Annotated in this window: 19 protein-coding genes; 5 read left to right on the forward strand and 14 right to left on the reverse strand. The window is 74.0% G+C overall.

All coding sequences use genetic code 11. The annotated features are described in order from the left end of the window. Positions 1-104: 104 nt before the first annotated feature. The gene (locus tag NNW99_RS26400; RefSeq protein ID WP_215124466.1) at positions 105-785 is read right to left on the reverse strand and encodes an ANTAR domain-containing protein; all 681 of its coding nucleotides are present in this window, start codon (positions 783-785) and stop codon (positions 105-107) included. A gap of 192 nt (positions 786-977) precedes the next feature. Between NNW99_RS26400 and NNW99_RS26405 the strand changes: the two genes are divergently transcribed. Continuing rightward, positions 978-1,328, forward strand: a complete 351-nt coding sequence (locus NNW99_RS26405; RefSeq protein ID WP_251057946.1) for an STAS domain-containing protein — start codon at positions 978-980, stop codon at positions 1,326-1,328. Further along, positions 1,325-2,278 (forward strand): sensor histidine kinase, encoded by a 954-nt coding sequence (locus tag NNW99_RS26410; RefSeq protein ID WP_215121609.1) that lies wholly within the window; start codon positions 1,325-1,327, stop codon positions 2,276-2,278. Before NNW99_RS26405 ends, NNW99_RS26410 begins: the two co-directional genes overlap by 4 nt. Before the next feature lie 15 nt (positions 2,279-2,293). On the opposite strand, the gene NNW99_RS26415 is transcribed toward NNW99_RS26410, so the two are convergent. The 8 genes from NNW99_RS26415 to NNW99_RS26450 all read right to left on the reverse strand — a co-directional run bounded on the left by NNW99_RS26415 (position 2,294) and on the right by NNW99_RS26450 (position 14,359). Next, on the reverse strand, positions 2,294-3,331 hold the full coding sequence (locus NNW99_RS26415) for a rod shape-determining protein (protein ID WP_215121610.1): 1,038 nt from the start codon (positions 3,329-3,331) through the stop codon (positions 2,294-2,296). Between the two features lie 137 nt (positions 3,332-3,468). Continuing rightward, positions 3,469-6,912 carry an SAV_2336 N-terminal domain-related protein gene (locus NNW99_RS26420; protein ID WP_251057947.1) on the reverse strand — a complete coding sequence of 1,148 codons (3,444 nt, stop codon included), beginning with the start codon at positions 6,910-6,912 and terminating at the stop codon, positions 3,469-3,471. Next, a complete protein-coding gene (locus NNW99_RS26425) occupies positions 6,902-7,930 on the reverse strand; it encodes a MoxR family ATPase (RefSeq protein ID WP_215121611.1) in 1,029 nt (342 codons plus the stop codon). Before NNW99_RS26425 ends, NNW99_RS26420 begins: the two co-directional genes overlap by 11 nt. A gap of 73 nt (positions 7,931-8,003) precedes the next feature. Beyond that, positions 8,004-9,701, reverse strand: coding sequence for a trypsin-like peptidase domain-containing protein (locus NNW99_RS26430; protein WP_215121612.1), 1,698 nt, complete (start codon positions 9,699-9,701; stop codon positions 8,004-8,006). Further along, positions 9,698-10,051 carry a CU044_2847 family protein gene (locus NNW99_RS26435; protein WP_215124468.1) on the reverse strand — a complete coding sequence of 118 codons (354 nt, stop codon included), beginning with the start codon at positions 10,049-10,051 and terminating at the stop codon, positions 9,698-9,700. The genes NNW99_RS26430 and NNW99_RS26435 overlap by 4 nt, the downstream gene beginning before the upstream one ends. A gap of 97 nt (positions 10,052-10,148) precedes the next feature. Beyond that, on the reverse strand, positions 10,149-11,516 hold the full coding sequence (locus tag NNW99_RS26440; protein WP_215121614.1) for a carboxyl transferase domain-containing protein: 1,368 nt from the start codon (positions 11,514-11,516) through the stop codon (positions 10,149-10,151). Positions 11,517-11,538: 22 nt separating this feature from the next. Further along, positions 11,539-13,005 carry an acyl-CoA synthetase gene (locus NNW99_RS26445; RefSeq protein ID WP_215121615.1) on the reverse strand — a complete coding sequence of 489 codons (1,467 nt, stop codon included), beginning with the start codon at positions 13,003-13,005 and terminating at the stop codon, positions 11,539-11,541. Positions 13,006-13,087: 82 nt separating this feature from the next. Continuing rightward, a complete protein-coding gene (locus NNW99_RS26450) occupies positions 13,088-14,359 on the reverse strand; it encodes an SLC13 family permease (RefSeq protein ID WP_215121616.1) in 1,272 nt (423 codons plus the stop codon). A 192-nt stretch (positions 14,360-14,551) separates the two neighbouring features. Here NNW99_RS26450 and NNW99_RS26455 point away from each other — a divergent pair, with 192 nt between their 5' ends. Next, positions 14,552-15,259, forward strand: coding sequence for a FadR/GntR family transcriptional regulator (locus NNW99_RS26455; protein WP_215121617.1), 708 nt, complete (start codon positions 14,552-14,554; stop codon positions 15,257-15,259). 10 nt (positions 15,260-15,269) lie between these two features. Here the strand turns inward: NNW99_RS26455 and NNW99_RS26460 are convergent, their stop codons facing one another. Continuing rightward, positions 15,270-16,355, reverse strand: a complete 1,086-nt coding sequence (locus tag NNW99_RS26460) for a MerR family transcriptional regulator (RefSeq protein ID WP_215121618.1) — start codon at positions 16,353-16,355, stop codon at positions 15,270-15,272. Between the two features lie 167 nt (positions 16,356-16,522). On the opposite strand from NNW99_RS26460, the gene NNW99_RS26465 reads away from it, so the two are divergent. Then, positions 16,523-17,407: a RimK family alpha-L-glutamate ligase gene (locus NNW99_RS26465; RefSeq protein WP_215121620.1), complete on the forward strand. Its 885-nt coding sequence runs from the start codon at positions 16,523-16,525 to the stop codon at positions 17,405-17,407. Between the two features lie 57 nt (positions 17,408-17,464). Further along, positions 17,465-18,841: an MFS transporter gene (locus tag NNW99_RS26470; RefSeq protein WP_215121621.1), complete on the forward strand. Its 1,377-nt coding sequence runs from the start codon at positions 17,465-17,467 to the stop codon at positions 18,839-18,841. Here NNW99_RS26470 and NNW99_RS26475 read toward each other — a convergent pair. The 4 genes from NNW99_RS26475 to NNW99_RS26490 are packed head-to-tail and all read right to left on the reverse strand — an operon-like array spanning position 18,832 to position 21,347. Further along, a complete protein-coding gene (locus tag NNW99_RS26475) occupies positions 18,832-19,434 on the reverse strand; it encodes a hypothetical protein (protein WP_215121622.1) in 603 nt (200 codons plus the stop codon). The two genes, NNW99_RS26470 and NNW99_RS26475, sit on opposite strands and share 10 nt — an antisense overlap. Next, positions 19,400-20,227 (reverse strand): FkbM family methyltransferase, encoded by an 828-nt coding sequence (locus NNW99_RS26480; RefSeq protein WP_215121624.1) that lies wholly within the window; start codon positions 20,225-20,227, stop codon positions 19,400-19,402. Before NNW99_RS26480 ends, NNW99_RS26475 begins: the two co-directional genes overlap by 35 nt. After that, complete coding sequence (locus NNW99_RS26485) at positions 20,224-20,445, reverse strand: Trm112 family protein (protein ID WP_215121625.1); 222 nt, start codon at positions 20,443-20,445, stop codon at positions 20,224-20,226. Before NNW99_RS26485 ends, NNW99_RS26480 begins: the two co-directional genes overlap by 4 nt. Beyond that, positions 20,442-21,347, reverse strand: coding sequence for a hypothetical protein (locus NNW99_RS26490; RefSeq protein WP_215124469.1), 906 nt, complete (start codon positions 21,345-21,347; stop codon positions 20,442-20,444). Before NNW99_RS26490 ends, NNW99_RS26485 begins: the two co-directional genes overlap by 4 nt. Between the last annotated feature and the right edge of the window lie 15 nt (positions 21,348-21,362).

Consider the following 21,362-nt stretch of genomic DNA (forward strand, 5'->3'; position numbering starts at 1 on the left):
CGCTGATCAAGTGGGTTGCTGCGGGGGAGGGGGGTTTGTCCGGGGTCTGGTCCGACAGGCGGCTGCCGCGGCGTACCCCCTGTGGGTGGGTCCCGGGCCCGTCGTCAGTTGTGGTGGTGGCGGGTCAGGGCCTTGTTCAGGGCTGTGCGGAGTTCGGGGGGTGGGGGAGGGCCGTCGGACTGGGCGCTGGCGGTGACCGCGGCGGCCACGTCGCGGAGCTTGGTGTTGGAGAGCTGGGACGTCTCGCGGAGGATGTGCCAGGCCTGGTCGGAGGTGCAGCCGTGGGTGGCCATGAGGATGCCGCGGGCCTGGTCGATGACCGGGCGGGAGGCGATGGCCTGGCGGAGCTGCTCGACCTCCGACTGCAGGACGTGCAGGCGCTCCGCGCGTTCCAGGGCGACCGCGGAGAGGGGCGAGGCGGCCGGGTCGTGGGGCGCGGTGCGCAGCGGGTCCGTGGTGTCCAGGCCGGCCAGTTCCAGGATCCGGCGCGGCTGGCCGTTCCAGTTCGTGGTGGTGATCGTCGTCGTCGCACGCTGACGGCCGTAGTCGCCCAGCACGTCCAGGAACCGCAGCCCGGCCGTGTCCATGAAGTGCACGCGCCCCATGTCCAGCTCGACCCGGGTGATCGTGGCCGGCAGCTCGGCCAGGGTTCTCGCCAGGATGTCCGCGCAGCCCTGGACGAGCTCACCGCGCGGGGTGAGCTCGGCCCGGTCCGCGTCGACGCGGCCACTGATGACCAGGGTGTTCAGCCCTCCTGTGAGGTGTGGTGATGCCGCTGACGTCATGTCACCGCCCTGTCGGTCCTCGTCGGTCGTCATCGGTCCCCGCCGGACTGTGCAACGATCACGTCGCCCCCCCGGTGGACGTCGGTGTGACGTGCGCCTGCCCGCCTCACGGCGTACTACACCCGCTTCGGGGGCATGGGTTTTTCCCGGGCGGGTACGAGCGCTGTGGTCCGCGAGCGTGGGGAGAGGGGCTTGAACACTCCATATCAGGTGCCTGCCGCCGGACCCCGCGTGCCGGGCCTGGCGGTGTTTCCGCTGGCCGGGCGGCAGGGGGTCAGGGCGGCGGGAGAAGTCGGCCTGACGACCCGCGCGATCTGGGAAGGCGTACTGGAGCAGGCCGTTCGCGAGGATGAGGACGTGTACTACCTGGAGCTGTCCGACGTGACGTTCGTCGACGTCGCGGGCGCCGGCGCGCTCGCGGCCGCGGCGGGGCAGCTCAGGGACGGCCGCAGGTTCGTGGTGCGCCGACCGCCGCCGGCCCTGCGACGGACGCTGGATCTGCTGTGGCCCGACCAGGAGGGAATCGAGGTGTCGACGTCATGACCACCGCCCTCACCGAGCCCTTCGGGCCCCTCGCCCCCTTCGTCCACCCCGCGCTCTTCTACCGGGACGAGCAGGAGTACCTCGACGGCACCGTGCCCTTCGTGCGCGACGGCCTCGCGGCCGGCGAGCCCGTGGCGGTCGCGGTGCCCGGCAAGAACCTCGCGCTCATCCGGGACGCCCTGGGCGAGGCCGCGGACGCCGTGAGGTTCCTGGACATGCGGGAGGCCGGGCGCAACCCGGGCCGGATCATCCCGGGCGTGCTCCGCGCGTTCGCCGACGCCCAGCCGTCCGGCCGCCGGGTACGCATCATCGGCGAGCCCGTCTGGGCCGGGCGCTCCGCCACCGAGTATCCCGCCTGCGCCCAGCACGAGGCGCTCATCAACGCGGCCTTCCGGGGCCGTACGGCGACCATCCTGTGTCCCTACGACGTCCAGGAACTCCCCGAGCACGTCCTCGCCGACGCGCACGCCACCCACCCCACCGTCATCCCCTCCGGCTCCCGGGCGGAGCAGGACAGCGAGGCGTACGCCCCCTGGGCCGTCGTCGACCGCTACAACGAGCCGCTGCCGCCCGTGCCGGACGCGCTGACGTTCCCCTTCGACTCCGACTCGCTCTCCCCGGCCCGGCACGTGGCCGTCGGCGAGGCGGCGCGGCTCGGACTGACCGGCGTCAAGCTGGACGACCTGGCCCTGGCCACGGCCGAGCTCACCACGAACAGCGTGGTGCACGGCGGTGGTTCGGGTGTGCTGCGGATGTGGACCGAGGACGGGTACGTGGTCTGCGAGGTGCGCGACGGGGGACGGCTCGCCGACGTTCTGGCCGGGCGCCGGCCCGTCCCCCGTGACCAGCGCGGCGGGCGCGGGATCCTCCTGGTCAACCTGATCGCCGACCTGGTGCGGGTGCACCGGGGCGACGGCGGTACGACGGTGCGCTGCTGGTTCGTCCGCTGACGGACCCGGGGCGGCTCAGGCGCCCAGCGGATCCAGCGCCAGCGGTTCGATCTTGCCCTCCAGCATGGCGCCGAGGCCCTGTACGGCACACACGTCCGGGCGCTCGGCGATGCGCACGGGCATCCCGGTCGCCTCGCGCAGCATCTCGTCCAGGCCCGGCAGCAGGGCGCTGCCGCCGACCATCATGATGCCCCGTTCGCCCAGGTCGGCGACCAGGTCGGGCGGGCAGTCCCGCAGCACCTTGCCGATGCCGTCGAGGATCGCGGTGAGCGGCGTCTGGATGGCGTCCCGTACGGCGGCGGTGTCGACCTGGACCGAGCGGGCCAGGCCGGTGGCGACGTCCCTGCCGTGGATCTCCGTGGAAGCCGGGCCGTGCGGGGTGAGGCCGTTGCCGGACAGGGCCAGCTGCAACGGCCGTACGGACTGGCTCGGCAGCATCAGCTCGTGCTGGTGACGCAGGTGCTGCACGATCGCGTGGTCGACGGCCTCGCCGCCCACCGGAATGCGCTCCGCGGTGACGATCGCGCCCAGGGACAGCACGGCCACCTGCGTGGCCGCCGCCCCGCACACCATGATCATGGTGGCCTCGGGCTGCTCCACGGGCAGCCCGCAGCCGACGGCGGCGGCGATCAGCGTGTCGACCAGCTCCACCCGGCGGGCCCCGAGACCGACCAGGGTCTCGATCGCGGCGCGCTGGGCCAGCGGATCGGCGTCGTGCGGGGTGCAGGCCGCGGCGCGCAGGATCGGCTTGCGGCGCAGGCTGCGGCGCATCTTGTCGCCGAGCAGGTGCCGCAGCATGCGCTGGGCCATCTCGATGTCCACGACCGTGCCGCCGGAGACCGGCCGGACCACCCGGATGTAGTGCGGTGTACGGCCCGTCATCTTCTCGGCGAGCTCGCCGACCGCGATCAGGGCGCCGGTGCGGGTGTTCACGGCGGCGGCGGACGGCTGGTCGACGACGAGCCCGGCGCCCTTGACGTAGACGCGCGTACGGGCCGCACCCAGGTCGACGGCGAAGTGGCAGCGGCGCAACTGCTCCAGACTGGCGGTCATGGCAGGTCCTCCCGAGAGCGCAGACCGTGGAGGGCCGCCAGACGGCGGGCCTCCCTCGCCATCGTGCGCGCAAGGGGCCGGGGCCGCCTTTCCGAGGGGGCCGGGTGGGGTGCCGCCGAACGGGGGGTTCGGCGCGGCTACGACCGCAGCGAGCGCGCGGCCTCCAGGAGGGGGGCCAGGGAGGTGACGGTGGTCTCGCAGCCCGCCTCGCCGAGGTGCCGGGCGGCCGTGGCGTTGCGGGCGAGGCCGATGAAGCGCAGGCCGGCCTGCTGGGCGGCGGTGAGTTCGGCGACCGTGGAGCCGATGAGCACACCGGTCGCGGCCGCGCCGCCGGAGGAGTGCATCGCGCGCAGGAGACAGTCGGGGTGCGGGGTCAGCAGGGCGAGGTCCTCGCCGCGGCCGTGGACCCCGGCCAGGGGGAGGTGGTAGGGCTGAAGGTAGCGGTGGACGGCCGGGGCGCCCACGTCCGTGACCACGCTGACACGGCGTCCGCAGTCGTGCAGGGCGCGGACCAGCGGCACACAGTTGTGGGTGGTCGGCGCGGCGGGGAGCGCCAGCAGTTCGAGCTGGTCCAGGCGGTCCCGGAGCAGCGGGCCGAGCCGGTCGTGGGCGAACGCCCGCAGGACGTCCAGCGGATGGACGAACGTCTCCGGACCCGCCCCGCCCACGGTGTCCTTCGGGTCGCGGTGCTCGGCGACCAGGGCGAGCAGGTCGAGGGCGGCCTCGCGCGCGGTGGTCGCCGAGAACAGGCGGGCCACCGGACCGTCGAAGCCCAGCAGCACGCTCTCGGCGTCGCCGAGGAGAGCGGACAGCGGGCGCGCCGACGGGGCCGGGCCCTGCGGCGCGGGCAGGGCCGCCCCCTCCGGGGCGAGCTGCACCGACGCCGTCACCGACAGCCCCGGCACGGGCCAGCGGCGCAGCCCGGCGTTGACCGCGCGCTGGGCCGCGCCCGCCCGGCGCAGCGGATGCCTACGGGTGATCCTGGCCGCCTCCTCCAGCAGATGCTCCAGCAGCGGCTCCGACACCCGGGCGACCTCGCCGCGCACGAAGGCGACCGGATCGTCCACGTGCCAGGACAGCTCGACCGCGGCGGCGAAGGCGCCCTTGCCGGAGCTGGGCAGGGAGACCCGGTGGTGGGACTGGCGCGTGGTGAGGTCCACCTCGTAGTACGTGACGTGCCGCGGTGGCCGGGCGCCGTGCGGCCTGGCGGGGTTGAGGAGGGTGAGCGGCCCGTCCGGCTGGGTGTGGACGACGGCCGTGCGCCCCGGGGCCGGTATGCCGAGCCGGCGCAGATCGTGGGTGATGAAGGGCCCCCGCACCAGGTCGCGGTCCTCGGGTTCCGGGGCCGTGGAGGGGGACAGCGGGCAGTACCAGGCGACGGGCGGGGTGTCCGTGGCGCCGCCCTGGTAGAGCGGCTGGAAGCGCCGGGGCCCCTGGGCCGCCGAGCTGCCGGCGAACTGCTCGTACACGGCAGGGGAGACGACCACCTGGAGGTCGGCGTTCACGGGCGCCGTCACCTCCGGCGGGGTGGGTCCGTCCCAGAACGTCACGGTGAGGGGTGGCGGGTCCACGAGCCCGGTCAGCACCTCGGGAAGCCAGCGCACCACCGCGACCAGCACGGGCAGGACGTAGGTGCCGGGCTCGGTGTGGACCACGTAGCCGTTGCCGCGGACCCGGACGTCGGTCTGGTGGGCGGCGAGGGCGCCCCGGGAGAGCATCTCGTGCACCGCGTACTCGAGGGTGATGCGCGCCTCGGGGTGACCGGTGAGGTCGTCTGCCTCGAAGAGGATCGTGGGGCCGGCGGCCTCTTCGGGCGCCGTCCGCTCCGGTTCGGCCCGGGTGGTCCCGAGGCCCGGCCCGCCCAGCCGCCGTACCGTCTCCTCGCTCACCGTCGCGAACGCCGGGCCCGAGCCGTTCTGTCCGCCGTCCGTCTCGGCCCGGAACTCCCCGGCCGCGAGCCCCGCGCGTTCGTCGATCAGACCGCCGACCCGTTCGAGGAACTCCCGGGTCCGGCCCCGGGCCGTGCGCGGCAGGGAGCGCAGCAGCAACTCCCGTACGCCGGGCCGGAATTCGTAGGAGCCGGGCGGGCCCGGGGCTGCCGCGAGCATGCCGCTGAGGATCACCTCGGCGAGATGCCGGGGGTGCGGGTCGCGGTCCACGGTGCGCTGGACGAGGCGCATCACCGGCACCGAGGGCACCGCCAGCGCGAGATGCCCCGCGAGACGGAAGGCCTCCGGGGACGCGGTCGCGCGAAAGCGCAGCACCAGGTCCTCCGGGGACGCCGAGGCGAGGTCGGGGACCGGTTCGGCGGGTGGCGCGGGGGCGGGCGGCAGCCAGGCCGCCGCGCCCGGGGTGCGGACGCCGCCGGGGTCGCAGACCAGGGCCGCCCAGTGGGCGAGCCAGGGCGCGCCCGGTTCCAGCACCGGCAGGGGCAGGGCCCGGTCGGGGGCGGGCGTGGCTTCGTACGGGGCGAAGGCGAGGGTCGCCGAGGGCGCCGCCGTGGACGGCGCGGTCAGCAGGCCCGGTTCGGCGGGGAGTGCCGTGGTCGGCCAGAGGTGTTCCGGCAGGGGCTGGACCACGGCGAGCGGCATGCGGCGGGCCCAGTGCCGCAGTGTGCGGTACCAGCGCTCGCCCGCCTCGCCGGGGCGCCACTGCGGGCCCATGCAGTCGCTGACGACGAGGGTGACCGTACGGCCGTCGTCGAGGACGGGGACCTGGCGGGCCCGGCCGTCGGGTGTGGCCGGATGCAGGGTGACCGTACGGAAGATGCCCGACTGGGCGAGGGCCGTGTGCAGTTCGCTCACCAGAGGGCGCCAGACCGGCATGGTGGGGCCGATGTCGTGCACGAGGTTCAGCCGCAGCCAGCGGTCGGGGGCCGGGCGCAGCACCGGGAGCCAGATGTCGGGGTGGGCGCCGAGCCGGGCGATCCGGTCGGCCGTCGCCCGTTCGTCCAGCACGCGCAGATGCGGGGAGGGCACCTTGCGCTGCAACGGGCGCAGGGCACGCTGCAGCGCGAGCGGGTGGGGCAGCATCGGGGGTGCGGGGGCGAGCAGGGGGGAACCGCCTCCGGTTCCGTCCCCCTCGGCGGGGCCCGGGGCGCGTGGTGCGGGCAGGTGCAGGGGGACGCGGTCGGTCGCCGGGGCGGTCGGGGGAGGCTCGGAGGGGGGTGGTGGCACGGGAGCGGCCGGGGGGTCGGCCTCGGCAGGCTCTTCGGGCGTGGTGCGCGGCGTGGGCAGCTCGGGCCGGGGGTCTTCCCCAGACGTCCCGTCGGCCTCCAACAGGCCCGCCAGCCACAGCAGTTCCGCCAGCTCCCGGGGTGTGGGCGACGCACCGGCGGCGGACAGTGCCGCGGCCAGGCGGGCTACGGGGGATCGCCCCGCCTCGCGATCGGCGGGTGCGCGCCGGGACCCGGCCGTGCGGTCGCCGACCGGCGAGGGGCCGCCACGCGCCTCGCGATCGGCGTGTGGGGGCCGAGTTCCGGCCGCGTGGTCGCTGACCGCCGACGGGCCGCCGCCGGGGGCGCCCGAGGCGGCGCCTGCCCGGTCCGGCTGAGGGCGCTCCCGCTCGGGGTCAGAAGCCATCGCCGTCGGCCGTCGCGCTGAGATACGGCATCAGCTGCTCGGCGAGGTCGTCACGGGACGCCGCGTCCAGGCCGGAGACTCCGGTGAGGTAGAGGGCGTTCAGGAGCTGGTCGGTGGCGAGTTCGCCGCCGCCCGCACGCTCCAGGAAGCGGGTGATGAGACGGTCGGCGGCGGCGTCCGGGGTGTCGAGGTGGGCGCGGACGATCTCGGTGAGCTGCTCGCGGTCGGGGCGGCGCAGCTTCAGCCGGACGCAGCGGCGCAGGAAGGCGGGCGGGAACTCGCGTTCGCCGTTGCTGGTCAGTACGACGAACGGGAAGGCCCGGCAGCGGACCCGGCCGCGCCGGACGGCGACGGGGGTGTCGGTGCCGTCGGCGAGGACCTCGGCCGCCGTATCGTCCGAGTGGCGGGCGGCGCGGACCAGTTCGGGGATCTCGTACTGGCCCTCCTCCAGGACGTTCAGCAGGTCGTTCGGCAGGTCGAGGTCGCTCTTGTCGATCTCGTCGACGAGCAGGGCCCGGGGCCGGTCGTAGGGGAGCAGGGCCGTGCCGAGCGGGCCGAGGCGCAGATGGTCCTCGACATCGCCGGCGGCCGGACGGTCCCGCTCTTCCCGGCCCTGCCGCTCCCGGGCCGCGTACAGCCGGGACAGCGGGTCGTACTGGTAGAGGCCGTCGGACAGGGAGCTGCGGCTGGTGATGTTCCAGCGCAGCACCGGGCCGAGCCGCAGCTCGCGCGCCACTGCGTACGCCAGTGAGGACTTGCCCGTGCCGGGCGGGCCGGTGACGAGCAGGGGGCGGCGCAGGCACAGCGCGGCGTTGACGAGCCGGACGCTCTCCGCCGTGGCCACATAGGACTTGGCCCGGTGCAGGCGGTCGGGCGAGACGGCTGTGGCGTCGTCGGCGTCGCCGGGCGGCGGCAGGGCGGGCCCGCCGTCGAAGTCGCGCCAGGGCGGGGGGACGGGGAGGTGGTCGATGCCGTCGTGCGGCTCGTTCCTGCCGGTGTAGACCGACCAGTGCGGCATGGGGGTGCTCTCCGCTCTCCGTTTTCGTGCTGGTGTTCTCAAGGCGCCCCGGACCGTGTCCGAGTGGGGTGGGTCAGGACACCGGCGACACCGGTGACCCCGCGTGCGCGGCGGCGACCGCGTGCGGGTCGGTGAAGACGCGCGGGTCGTCCCAGAGCAGTTGGATGCCGTGCGCCCAGTGGTCCTCCTCCGCGTCGGCCTCCTCGCGCAGGGCCAGGATGTGGCGCGGGAGTTCGGCGGGCGGTACGGCCGAGAGGCAGGCGTCGAGCGCGTCGAGGAAGGCCTTGCCGGTGCAGCCGTCCGCTCCCGCGCACTCCTCCTGCCCCGAGTCGCAGCCGTCGCGCGACCACACGATGACCGGGGCCGGCGCGGTGAGCGAGGTGTCGAAGTGCGGCCTGGTACGGGAGGCGGCCGGGGCGGTGCCGAACCCGGCGAGACAGGCGTCGGGCCGCCGCATCCGCATCCGCAGCCGCCCGGGCTCCTCCGGGCCGCCGCACTCCACACGGTGCATCCGCGCGCCCGGCAAAGCGTCCAGGCGCTTCCACGCCCGGGTCAGGACATGCCGAGTGCTGGCCTTGCGCCGGGCGTGGTCGGTGACGACCAGCGGGTAGACGCAGCCGAGCGGCGTCGTGTCGTCGGGGGCGCTCTCCCAGAGGTCGACGGGCCAGTCCAGCCAGTCCCGGGGCAGCGCGAACGCGACCAACTCGTCGGCGCCGGGCGTCAGATACCGGAAGGCCGCCTCGATCCGGTCCCGTACGTAGGCGTGCAGCCGGTGCTGTTCGACCGTGCCGGAGTCCACCGGGTGCCGTCGCCCCTCGCTGTACGCGGACACCTCGACCCGGACCAGTCCGTCGCCCGCTCCGCTGTGCCCGAGTTCGACGAGGATCGGCGACCAGTCGGGCGCCGACGGCTCCACGACCGGCGTGTGCAGCAGGGCTTCGAGCCGGTCGGCGAACCGGGACACGGTCCGCGCGGCGCCCGGCCCGTCGAGTTCGCACAGCACGAACAGGGCCGCCGACCACAGTGAGGCGAACCCCTCCTCGGGCGGCGGCGGGTCGAAGGGGTCGGCGGCGGCGGAGTAGAGCCGGGCCGGGTCGCAGTCGACGCCCGCGCGGGCCGCCTTCTCCACCAGGCCGCGCAGCCGGGCCCGGTCGGCACTGGCGTGGTCGGAGGTGGGGACGAGGCTCTCCAGGCCGGGCCAGTAGCGGGCCATGACCTGGGTGGGCATCATCCGGCCGTTGCGCACGTCCCGGCTGCCGGCCGCCGCCGTGACCATGCCGACGACCTCGCCGGTGTCGGCCAGGGTGACGGCCGCCCCGCTGAAGCCGGGGGCCAGGGCCTGGCCGCCGGGATGCCAGGCCTCCAGCTGGAGCCACTCCCGTTTGATCAACTGCGGTGCGGTGACGCGGTACTCGGCGAGGGTGCCCTCGTCGAAACCGGCCGGGAAGCCGTAGACGACGAGCTTGCGGGGGCTCGTGCCGAGCGCGGCGTCGACGGGGGCGAGCGCGGCCGGGGCGATGGGCATCTCCCGGTCCAGTTCCAGCACGGCCAGGTCACCGAGGTCGGTGCTGGAGCCGCTCCAGCCGCCGTGCGCGACGACCCGGGCGGGTACGGCGGGGGAGCCGGGCAGCTCCGTGAAGGTCACCGTCGGGCCGTCGCCGTCCTGCACGACATGGGCGCAGGTCAGCACCGTGCTGGGGGTGACCAGGAAGCCCGCTCCGGCGACCTGGCCGTGTAATTCGATCCGGGCGTGCCACTCGGCGCTCTTCATGAGGCGGCGTCGGCCTCCCGAGCACCGGCCTCCGGTGCGGCCGGGGACCAGGACAGCTTGACCACGAGATGCCCCTCGGCGGTCCCCTTGGCGATGAACGCGCCCGCCTCGGCGGACAGCTTCACCCCGAACTCGATCTCCACACCGTCCGGCTTCAGCGAGCCGTCCCGGAAGACGCGCAGCGCGGACTCGGCGGCGGAGCGCACCCCGTCCAGGGCGCCCTCGAACGTACGGGTCGCCTGGACCGTGCCGTCGCCTCGGGAGACCAGTCGGGAGCCGGACCGCTCCTCCGTCCCCTCGACCGCGACCACGGCACCGTCACCGGTCCTGAATTCGACCAACCCGTCCACGGCACCCCCGTCGTCCCACTGCACTGAGCATTTCCATTGTTACGGAAGGTACTTGATGTTCCGTGGGCCATCCACCGGACTCACGGACCCACCACGCCTACGGACCCACCGTCCCCCGGATCACCCCCAGCTCCACCAGATCCTGCGGCCGGATGCGGAGCTGGTCCGCCGTCGGCTCCACCTCGCGCGGCGGACGCTTGAGAATGGCCGCCGCGAGCTCCGGGGCGATCACCGAGAAGTAACTGTCCGCCGTGGCCCAGGTGTTGCCCGGCGCGGCCAGGGCCAGCGCGCCACCGGAGCCGCCCTCGCCGATCACCAGCGACGTCACCGGCGTACGGGCACCCGCCACCGCCACGAACAGATCGGCGATCGCCGCACCCGCGCCCTCCCGCTCCGCCTCCGCGTCGTTGGCGGCGCCCGGGGTGTCGACGAGGGTCAGCACCGGGATGCCGAGCCGGTCCGCGAGCCGGATCAGCCGGGCGGCGGTGCGATAACCGGCCGGGCGGGTCGCGGTCCCGGTCTGCGCCGCGTACGCGACCGTACGGCCCCGATGTTCACCGAACCCGCACAGCATGCCGTCCGGGTCGGTGCCGCCGCAGCGGTCGCCGCTGATCGCGACCCGATGGGTGAAGTAGGCGTCCAGATAGGCGGCGGCGCGCGGCCGCCGGGGCGAGCGGGCACGCCGTACGGCGTCCCAGCCGGTGCCGGGCAGGCCCCCGCTGCCCCCGAGCGGTTCCGGTGGCGGGGCGGGCGTGCCGGACGGGGACGTCAGCAGCGGCAGCCACCGCCCCAGCGCCTCGCGCAGCTCCTCCGGCCGTACGACCGCGTCCACCGCCCCCGCCGCGAGCTGCGCCTCGGCCGTGTACGCCGCCGGGTCCGCGTCCGCCGGCCGCACCCGGGAGCCGGCGAAGCCGACCTGCGCCCCGGGCAGCGCGAGGACCACGTCCGCGCCCGCGCCGAGGGTGGCCCAGCCGCCCCCGGTCGTCGGGTCGCGCACCACGGCGACCTGCGCCAGTCCGGCCTCCCGGGTGAGCGCCGACTGCCGGGCCACCCGCTGGAGCTGGGTCAGCGCGAGCATGCCCTCCTGCATCCGGCTGCCGCCGGTGGCGACCAGCGGCACCACCGGGAGACGGTGTTCACGGGCGTACGTGTACGCCGCCTCCAGCAGGTCGCCGGTGCGCTGTCCCAGGGAGCCGCCGAGGAAGCCGAACTCGAACGCGATCAGCACGGCCCGGGCACCGCCGATCCGGGCGGTGCCGCAGACCACGGACTCCTGCTCGCCCGTGCGTTCGGCGGCACGGGCGAGGGAGGCGTCGTAGCCCGGCCAGGCGAGCGGGCCGTCCGGCCTGGGGTTCCTTATGGACAGGGGGAGTTCGGCGAAGGTGGAGTCGTCGGTGACGAGGGTGACGATCTCGCGAGCCGAATGGCGGCCGGTCGCCTGGTCACTCAGCGGCCGGTCACTCATCGGCTGGTCACTTATCGGCCGGTCACTCATGGGTCAGCGCCCGCTTCATGATCTTCCCCATGTCGTTGCGGGGCAGCGCGTTCAGATGGTGCACGACCCGGGGGCGCTTGTGCGGTGCGAGGCGCTGGGCCACATGGTCGGCCAACTCGGCCAGGGCGGGCGGCGACTGGGGATCGGCGGGCACGATCCACGCCACGATCCGCTCGCCCAGGTCGGGGTCCGGCTCCCCGGTCACCGCCGCCTCCCGCACCCCGGGGTGTTCGAGGAGCGCGTTCTCGATCTCACCGGCCCCGATCTTGTAACCGCCGCTCTTGATCAGGTCGGTGGCCTTGCGGCCGACGATCCGCACATAGCCGTCGGGGTCGCGCACCGCCATGTCGCCCGTGCGGAACCATCCGTCGGAGGTGAAGGCGGCGGCGGTGGCGTCGGGCCGGTTGAGGTACTCGGTGAACAGGTTCGGGCCGCGCACCTGGATCTCGCCGACGGTCTCCCCGTCGTACGCGCCGACCTCCGAGCCGTCCTCCTCGACCAGCCGCAGCTCCACGCCCGGCAGCGGCACCCCGACCGTGCCCGGGCGGGCCTCGCCGTCGGCGCGGACGCTGGTGTTCATCAGCGTCTCCGTCATGCCGTAGCGCTCGATCACCCGCCGTCCCGTCGCCGTCGCGATCCGACCGTGGTCGTGCACGGGCAGCGCGGCCGAACCGGAGACCAGCAGCCGCGCCCCCGTCAGGGCCTTCACCAGATCCGGGTCACTCGTCACCGCCTCCGCGATCCGGTGGTACATCGTCGGCACGCCGAACAGCATCGTCGCCCCGCCGGCCAGCTCGCGGGCCACGCCCTGGGTGCTGAACCGGCCCAGGTGCCGGACCGACCCGCCGCGCCGCAGCGGGCCGAGCGTGCCCAGGACCAGGCCGTGGACGTGGAACAGCGGCAGTCCGTGGACGAGGACGTCGTCCCCGCTCCACTGCCAGGCGTCGGCCAGCGCGTCCAGGGTCGAGGAGATCGCCCGGCGTGGGATGACGGCGCCCTTGGGCGGGCCGGTGGTGCCGGAGGTGTAGACGATCAGGGCCGGGGCGGTGTCATCGGCGTGCTTCTCGACGGCAGCGGGGGCGGGGCCGGTGCCGTGTAGGTCGATGTCTACGTCCACGTCGAGGCGGGGCAGGTCCCGTACCGGGGAGGGGAGTTGGTCCTCCGGGGCCGTGAGCACCAGGTCGGGGGCGCTGTCGGACAGGATGTGGCCGAGTTCCTTCTCGCCCGACTTGGGGTTGAGCGGTACGGCGGGGATGCCGGCCAGCAGGGCGGCGACGACCGCGACGGCGGTCTCCATCGTGGGCGTCGCCCAGACGGCGACCCGCCTGGCCTCGCCGATACGACCGGTGAGGGCGCCGGCCGCGGCGGCGAGTTCTCCGTACGTCAGTGAGCGCTCGCCGAACCTCAGGGCGGGCCGGTCGGCCGGGGCTTCGGTCAGGGCCGGGAAGAGAGGGGGCACGCGTCCGTCTCCTTAGTTTTCTTGCCTGTGTTGCCTGTGTTGCCTGTGTTGCCTGTCTGTCCGTTCTTGGGGCATCGGCCGGTCATCCCCAGCCGGGGACCACCATCACCAGCCATGCCGCCGCCGGTACGACCGCCACCACAACTCCTCCGTACACCATCAGCTGCCGGAAGAAACGCTCACGGTCGACGTCCGGCGCGGCGGCCAGGACCAGGGCGCCGTTCGTGGAGAACGGGCTCACGTCCACGACGGTCGCCGATACGGCGAGGGCGGCGACCATGCCGATGGCCCCGATCTCGCCTTGTTGCAGGAAGGGGACGGCCAGGGGGATCAGGGCGCCCATGATTCCCACGGAGGAGGCGAAGGCGGAGACCAGGGCGCCGATGTAGCAGAGCAGGAGGGCGGCGAGGAGGGGGATGCCGATGCCGCCGACTCCCTCGCCGGCCCAGGTGATGGTGCCCATCTCTTCGAGGACGCCTACGTAGGTGAGTACGCCGCAGATGAGGAGGACGGTGGGCCAGGCGATTTGGGTGGTGGCCTTGCGGCTGTCCTCCGGCCAGGCGGTGCTCAGGATGACGGCGAGGGTGATGGCGGTGAGGCCTGCGTCCAGGTCGAAGACCAGGACGGCTATGACCAGGGCGAGGAGGGAGGTGAGGGTGGCTATGCGGGGTGGGGTGAGGGTGGTTTCTTCCGGGCTCAGGGTGGGGGTGTCTGGGGCGGGACTGCCGCCGTCGTCCACCGCGCCCTGCGCCCACAGCTTCAGTCCTCCGCACACCACGAACACCACCCCGGCGATGACCACATTCGCCGCCAGCGACGCCAGGAAGAGGACCAGTTCGTTGCCCGGGAGGTTTTCGCGGGCCACCAGGCCGTTGACGATCGAGCCGTAGATGCTGATCGGGGAGAAGCCGCCGGCCTGGGCGCCGTGGACGACCATCGCGCCCATCAGGAGCGGGCTGATGCCGTAGCGCGTGGCGAAGCTCAGGGCGATCGGGGCGACGATCGCGACCGCGGCGGGGCTGACCGCGCCGATCGCCGTGAGCGCGCCGGTCAGCGCGAACATCACCCAGGGGATGAGCGCCACCCGCCCCCGCACGAGCCGTACCGCGGCGTGCACCAGCCAGTCGGTGGTGCCGTTGGCGCGGGCGATCGCGAAGAGGTACGTGACGCCGACCAGGACGACGAACAGGTCACCGGGGAACCCGGCGAAGATGCCGTCCGCGTCGAGGTCGGCGACGAGCCCGCCGACCCCGAAGGCCGCGGCGAAGGCGAGCGCGCCCATGTTGACGGAACGGGTGGTGGCGATGACGAACACCACGACGAGGACGAGGATCGAGATGAGTTCGGGGGACATACGGGCTCCCGTCGTTGGGCCCCGGAGCGGTTGGGAGTACCTGAGAATGGACGAGTGGCTCAGCCACTTGTGCCGCGTTGGCTGAAAGCGTGGGTGCGGCCCGGGCGCCCGTCAAGGGGTCGCGCGACAATTGGTTCAGCCACTCGGCCACCGGGCAGGCCGGTGCTACGCTCCCGGCGAGAGGGGGACTCCGTGACCGACGCCCTGCGCCCCATGACGAAACAGCGCCTCTACGAACAGGTGCTGGAGCGGCTGCGCCAGTACGTCGCCGAGGGCGGGCTGCGCGCCGGCGACCGGCTGCCGCCCGAGCGTGATCTCGCGCAGCGGCTCGGGGTCAGCCGGGCCTCGGTGAAGCAGGCGATCGTGGTGCTGGAGGTCCAGGGCCTGGTGGAGGCCCGGCACGGGGGCGGTACGTACCTCGTGCGGGACAGTCTCGACACCGAGCCCGTCGAGCGGATGGTCGAGCGCCGCAAGCGCCTCCCGGATGTCCTGGAGGCCCGGGAGGCGCTGGAGACGAAGCTCGCCGAACTGGCCGCCGAGCGGCGCACGGACGACGACCTCGCGGCGATGCGCTCGGCGCTCGCGCACATGGCGGAGGAGATCGAGGCGGACGGTCACGGCGTGGAGGGCGACCGCCTGTTCCACGCGGCCGTGACGGCGGCGGCCCACAGCGCCCTGCTCGCCGAGTTCATGCGCTCCATCGCCGAGCAGATCGCCGAGAGCCGCACCGAGTCGCTCCGTCAGCCCGGCCGCCCCTCCCGCTCCCTCTCCCAGCACCAGGCCATCCTCGACGCGATCGCCGACGGGGAACCCCGCCGGGCGGCCACGGCCATGCGCCGCCATGTCCGCACGGTGGCGAAGGTGCGGCTGCTGGACTGGGAGCCGGGGGAAGAGGAGTAACAGCCCGGGGTCAGGCGGCTGCCCGCTCCACCACGTCCGCCACCACACAGCTCACGTTGTCCGGGCCGCCGGACTGGTTCGCCGCATCGACCAGCGCCCTGACCGTCTCGTCCGGGCCGGTCCGCGCGGTGAGGAGCCCGAGGACGCGGTCCTCGGGGACGACACTCGACAGGCCGTCGGAGCACAGCAGATAGCGGTCGCCCGGCTGGGCGTCGTGCAGCCGGAGGTCCGGGACCACCGTCGCCCCGTCGCCCGTCAGCGCCTTCAGAAGGAAGGCGCGCTGCGGATGGGAGACGGCCTCCTCGGCCGTCAGACGTCCCTCGTCGATCATCGACTGGACGACGGTGTGGTCGTGGGTGATGAGGAACAGCTCCCCGTCGCGCAGCAGATAGGCGCGGGAGTCGCCGATGTGCACCAGGGCCAGCCGTGAGCCCGTCCACAGCAGGGCGGTCAGGGTCGTGCCGATGTCGTCGGCGCCGTCGGCCACGTCCTGGACGGCCTGGGCCGCGCCCCGTACCGCGTCCTCCAGGAGGTTGAGGACTCCGCCGGCCGGGACCTCGTCCGTGTCCAGGAAGCGCAGGGCCTCCACGGCGGCGCTGCTCGCGGGCGCGCCCGCCGGTCCGAAGCCGTCGGCGACGGCGAGCAGCCGGGTGCCCGCGTAGGCGGTGTCCTGGTTGGCGGGGCGGACGCGTCCGGTGTCCGAGTGGGCGGAGTAACGCAGTTCCAGCATGGTGGTGTCCTCTCCTGGCTCTCGCGAGTCCGTCGTCAGGTGATCGACCAGGAACGCGGCGAGGTCCCGCCGCACCGCCGTCTGCGCCTCGACCCGCGCCCAGTAGGCGCGGATCTCGCGGGCGGCGGCCGTCGAGTCGTGCGCGCACAGCCGGGCCACCCGGCGGATCTCCGCCAGCGGCATGCCCAGCCGCCGCAGCCACGCCACCAGCCGGGCCTGCTCCAGCTGGTCCACCGCGTAGTACCGGTATCCCGAGTCCGGGTCGACCCGGGCGGGCCGCAGCAGGTCCAGCTCGTCGTACAGGCGCAGTGCCTTCGGCGAGAGCCGGCAGGCCTTCGCGAACGCGCCGATCGTCAGCATGTCCATGTGTGCCCCCCGCCTTCCGCGCGCCCGTCAGGGCGCTCGTCGCGCTCCTCGTTCCGCCACCGATGCTGGGGCTTCACCAAAGGTGAAGGTCAAACAGTGTGTCGAGGTTCCGTCGGCCCTTGTTAGCCTGCTCCGGAATCGATCGTTTGCCCGAGAATGGAGTCGCCGTGGCCGGGACCCCGCGCATCGCGCTCGTCACCTACGACCCCGCCGGCGAGGTGAGCAAGGACCAGGACCTGCCCGTGCTGGCGGACGCGCTGCGGGAGGCCGGGGCCGAGACCACCGTCGTCTTCTGGGACGACCCCGACGTCGACTGGGCCGGGTTCGACCTCGTCGTCATACGGTCCACCTGGGACTACAGCTGGCGGGCCGAGGAGTTCACGGCGTGGGCCGAGCGGTGCGCGAAGGCGACGCGGCTCGCCAACCCGGTGGACATCGTGCGGTGGAACGCCGACAAGCGGTACCTGGGCCTGCTCGCGGAGGCCGGGGTGCCGGCCGTCCCCACCCGCTACTTCGCGCCCGGCGACCCCGTCGACCTGCCCGACGACCACGAGTACGTCGTGAAGCCCACCTCCGGCGCCGGTGCCCGCTACGCCGCCCGTTACCCGGCCGGGGAGCGGGACGCCGCCCTGCGCCAGGTCGAGCGGATGCACGCCGAGGGCTTCACCGTCATGCTCCAGCCCTATCTGACCAGCATCGACACCCACGGCGAGCGGGCCCTGCAGTTCTACGGCGGACGTCTGCTGCACGCCAGCCGCAAGGGCGCCGTCCTCGCGCCGGACACCCCGTACGACGCCGACAAGATCGCCCACCCCGACCTCCGGCCCTGGGAGCCGACCCCCGCCGAAGTGGCCGTCGCCGAGCGGGCCCTGGCCGCCGTGCCCCTGTCCGGCGATCAGGAGCTGCTGTACGCGCGCGTGGACCTCGTCACCGGGCCGGACGGGGAGCCGTGCGTGATGGAGCTGGAGCTGATCGAGCCGAATCTGTTCCTGTGGCTGCACCCGGAGTCGGTGCCGAGGGTGGTCGAGGCGGTTCTCGCCGCCGCCGGCTGATCACGACGCGTGGGGCATACGTCCCTCGGTGAGGCTTTTGGTGTACCTTGTAGGGCCATGCCCTCCGAGCGACGGTCCTGGGCACCGCTGCTGGCGGTGTGCGCCGGGTACTTCATGGTGATCCTGGACGTGACGGTCATCAACGTCGCCGTGCCGGTGATCGGGCGGGAGCTGTCGGCCTCGCTCACCGGTATCCAGTGGATCACCGACGGATACACCCTGGTCTTCGCCGGGTTCCTGCTGACCGGCGGAGCCCTCGGGGACCGGCTGGGCAACCGGCGGGTGTTCTGCACGGGCGTCGCGGTGTTCACCGTGTCCTCGGCCGCCTGCGCGCTGGCGCCGAGCGCCCCGTTCCTGGTGGTGGCCCGGCTGGTGGAGGGGCTCGGGGCGGCGCTTATCGTGCCCGGGTCCCTGGCGCTGCTCCAGCAGGCCTATCCGGAGAAGGCCGTCCGCGCGCGGGCCTTCGGGCTGTGGGGCTCGATGGCGGGCATCGCCGCCTCCGCCGGGCCGCTCCTGGGCGGGCTGCTCGTCTCCACGGTCGGCTGGCGCTGGGTGTTCCTCATCAACCTGCCGGTCGGCGCGGCCTGTCTGGCGCTGACGCTGAAGCACGTCGGCCGCTCGCCCCGGCGCGCCGACCGGCCCCTGGACTGGCCGGCCCAGGTCGCGGTCGTCGCGGCGGTGGCCCTGCTGACGGCGGCGCTCAACGAGGCCGGGCGGCGCGGCTGGTCCGACCCGGCCGTGCTCGCCGGTCTCGGCCTGGCCGTACTGGCCGCCGCGGCCTTCGCGCTCCGCGAGCGACTGGCCCGCTCCCCGGTGCTGCCGCTGGGCCTGCTGCGCTCGCGCGCCATGAGCGGCGGGGCCGTCATCGGCCTGCTGTTCAACTTCGGCTTCTACGGCATGGTGTTCACCGCCAGCCTGGAGTTTCAGCACCAGCGCGGCTACAGCGCCCTCGGCACCGGGCTCGCGCTGTTCCCGGCGGTGGCGATGACCATGTTCGCCTCCGTCCTGTCGGGCCGGCTGTCCCGCCGTACCGGCGACCGCCCGCTGGTGGTCTCGGGCATGCTCCTGGCCGCACTCGGGCTGGCCGGCTGGGCCGCGGCGGGCGCCAACCCCGCCTACGGGCTGCTGGTGCTGCCGATGATGGCCGCCGGGTTCGGTACGTCCTTCGCCCTCACCGGCTCGACCGCCACCGTGATGGGCGCCGCCCCCGAGGCCTACTCGGGGGCCGCCTCCGCCCTGTTCAACACCACCCGCCAGATCGGCAGCGCCACCGGCGTGGCACTCGGCGGCTCCCTGCTCGCCTCGGCCGGCGACTACGGCACCGGGATCCGCACCAGCATGTTCATCGGCGCGCTCGCCTATATGACCGCAGCGGTCCTCGCCTGGCGGTGCGTGCCCGCGAAGAGCGCGGCCCCGGAGCCCTCTCAGTCCTGACGGCCGGTGACCGCCATCCGCTGCAGCAGCCCCCAGGTGAACTCCGCGACGACCTCCCACCGCGCCCCCGCCCCGTCCGGCGCCGTGAAGGCCAGCCCCCACCGGGTCGGTGCCGAACCCTCCAGGGGACGGGCCGGGGCGAAGGCACGGGCCGCTTCGTCCACCGTGCAGGACCAGGGGGCGAGATCGTCGAGGGTGCGCGGCTCCGGGCCCTCGGCGCCCGGCGCGCGGACCAGCCACTCGTTCCACACGGCGCCGTTCGGGGCGGTGAGGACCTCGAAGCGCAGGTCGGGCCAGAGCGGGACGGGCCACAGCCACGCCTCGCAGTCGAGGTCGCCGATGCGCCGGGGCGTACGGGACTCCGCGTCGCCGAGGACCGAGCGATAGCGGGACAAGGCCGGGCGCGGGGAGCGGATCATCGCCTGCCAGCGCTTGTTCGCCTCGCGCATGTCCGCCAGGGAGACTCCCAGCGCGTGCCGGGCGTCCTCCACCAGGCCGGGATTGTGGTCGGCCATGCGGCGCAGCAGCACCAGCTGGAAATCGAGCGGGGTGAAGGGGCTAGCGGGGCGCTTTCCGGAGGGCATGGGACCCATCGTCGCCCACCGGGGCCCTGCCGGGGCGGCGGCCGTCGGGCAGGAACAGCACCGAGTTGACGTAGCGCGGGCCCCTGAGCAGCGGCGAGGGCAGGACGCGGCGGAGCAGGCCGTGGGAGACGACGTAGGAGGCGTCGGCCTGGTGGTCCTCCAGCGGGAACTCGGCCAGCGGCACCCAGGTGTCGCCCGGCAGCACCCAGCCGTCGTAGCCCAGCAGGGCCAGATAGGTCACCACCGGCGCGATCGGCTGGATCCGGGACTCCAGCTCCACGAACAGGGCCGGGCGGTCGCGGGCCAGCAGACCCGTCGCCCCGCGCAGCACCGCCGGCTCGTTGCCGTCCACGTCGATCTTGATGAAGCCGACGTCGCGCAGCCCCAGATCGTCCAGCGTGACACAGGGGACGTCCAGCGCCCGGCCGTGGATGTCCCGCCGGACCAGCGAGGACACGCCCCGGTCGCCCGAGTCGTCCGACGGCAGCCACAGCCGGGCGAGGCCCGGACGGTCCGAGGCCGCCGCGCGGATCACCCGTACGTTCGACGGGACGGCGGCGGCCAGCAGCCGGGCCAGATGGGGCACCGGCTCGATCGTCACGACCTGCTCGGCGCGGCCGGACAGCCGGTGCGTCCAGGGCCCGTACCAGCCGCCCACATCCACCGCCGTACGGCACCCGGGCGGGCACAGCTCGGCGAGCCGGGCCAGCTCCGGTTCGAACCGCGGATACAGCGCCCGGGCCGTCGCGGCCACCAGCCGGGTGGGCAGCAGGGGAGCGAGGCGGGCGGCCAGGCTGGTCACGGCGACATCCTCTTGAGCAGTTCCTCGTGCTCCTCGTCCGGCACCTGCTCCCCGGACGAGGGCAGCAGTTGCGGAATGCCGTCGAGGATCGGATAGCGGCGGCGCAACCGCGGGTTGTACAGCGCCTCCTCCCGCTCGGTCTCCTCGGCCAGCAGATGCAGCGGGCCCTTGTCGAGCGGGCACGCCAGGATCTTCAGCAGCGGGTCGTCGGGCTTCATGGGGATGCCAACTCCTTGGCTGGGGAGGGCTCTTGGGGAGCGGAGTCGTGTTTGGGCATGGTCAGCAGTACGGCGACGGCCAGGGTCGTGCCCGCCACCCGCAGCGCGAGCCGCAGCGGGTCGTCCGGCAGGGCCTCGCCGAAGGACAGGGTGCCGAGCACCGCCGTGAACAGGCAGGTCACGGTCGTGCACACCGGCACGATCAGCGAGGCCCGGCAGCGCTGCAGCGCCGCCTGCGACATCACCAGTCCGAACACACCGGTGAACAGCAGCAGATACGGATAAGGGGAGGCCAGCAGATCCAGGACCGCGCCGCCGATCCCGCTGGTCGTCAGATGGCTCGACACGCCCTTGATGGCCAGCGAGCTGACGCCGTACAGCAGGCCCACGGCCACGCCGTACTCGACGCCGGTCGTCGGGCGCCGGTGCCGGTTGCGGGCGCGGCGCTCGGCGGAGCCGTACAGCCACACCCCGGCCGCCAGCGACGGCACGCACACCAGCAGGATCAGCGGATAGGGCGCCTCCTGGCTGACGGAGTCCGAGCCCTCGCGCAGGGACAGCACCACCATCAGCAGCGCGAGCAGGATCGCGCCCAGCGCGTATCGCTCACGGCCGGTCGTCTCCTCGCCGAGCAGCCGGGCCGACAGCAGCACGAGCAGCACCAGGCCGGAGACGAAGATGCCCTGCGCGGCGGCGATCGGCAGCGTCCGGTACACCGCGAGCTGGGCGGCGAACCCGGCCGCGAGCGAGAGCGAACCGCCGATCCACAGCGGGCTGCCGAGCACCAGCCGCAGCAGCCGGGCGGGCTGCCGGATCGATACTTCAGGCAGGGCGGCGAGCGCGCGTTTCTCCAGGACGAATCCGGTGCTGTACAGGACGTTCGCCAGCAGGGCCGCGGCCACTCCCCACCACATGGG

Source organism: Streptomyces sp. CRCS-T-1, from assembly GCF_024442335.1.
Classification (GTDB): domain Bacteria; phylum Actinomycetota; class Actinomycetes; order Streptomycetales; family Streptomycetaceae; genus Streptomyces; species Streptomyces koelreuteriae.

Coding starts and splice junctions, on each gene's coding strand:
- NNW99_RS26410 (WP_215121609.1), top strand. CDS start 1,325: ATGACCACCGCCCTCACCGAGCCCTTCGGGCCCCTCGCCCCCTTCGTC.
- NNW99_RS26475 (WP_215121622.1), bottom strand. CDS start 19,434: ATGGGTCCCATGCCCTCCGGAAAGCGCCCCGCTAGCCCCTTCACCCCG.
- NNW99_RS26425 (WP_215121611.1), bottom strand. CDS start 7,930: ATGCCGCACTGGTCGGTCTACACCGGCAGGAACGAGCCGCACGACGGC.
- NNW99_RS26470 (WP_215121621.1), top strand. CDS start 17,465: ATGCCCTCCGAGCGACGGTCCTGGGCACCGCTGCTGGCGGTGTGCGCC.
- NNW99_RS26440 (WP_215121614.1), bottom strand. CDS start 11,516: ATGAGTGACCGGCCGCTGAGTGACCAGGCGACCGGCCGCCATTCGGCT.
- NNW99_RS26460 (WP_215121618.1), bottom strand. CDS start 16,355: ATGGACATGCTGACGATCGGCGCGTTCGCGAAGGCCTGCCGGCTCTCG.
- NNW99_RS26415 (WP_215121610.1), bottom strand. CDS start 3,331: ATGACCGCCAGTCTGGAGCAGTTGCGCCGCTGCCACTTCGCCGTCGAC.
- NNW99_RS26420 (WP_251057947.1), bottom strand. CDS start 6,912: ATGGCTTCTGACCCCGAGCGGGAGCGCCCTCAGCCGGACCGGGCAGGC.
- NNW99_RS26485 (WP_215121625.1), bottom strand. CDS start 20,445: ATGAAGCCCGACGACCCGCTGCTGAAGATCCTGGCGTGCCCGCTCGAC.
- NNW99_RS26430 (WP_215121612.1), bottom strand. CDS start 9,701: ATGAAGAGCGCCGAGTGGCACGCCCGGATCGAATTACACGGCCAGGTC.
- NNW99_RS26400 (WP_215124466.1), bottom strand. CDS start 785: ATGACGTCAGCGGCATCACCACACCTCACAGGAGGGCTGAACACCCTG.
- NNW99_RS26450 (WP_215121616.1), bottom strand. CDS start 14,359: ATGTCCCCCGAACTCATCTCGATCCTCGTCCTCGTCGTGGTGTTCGTC.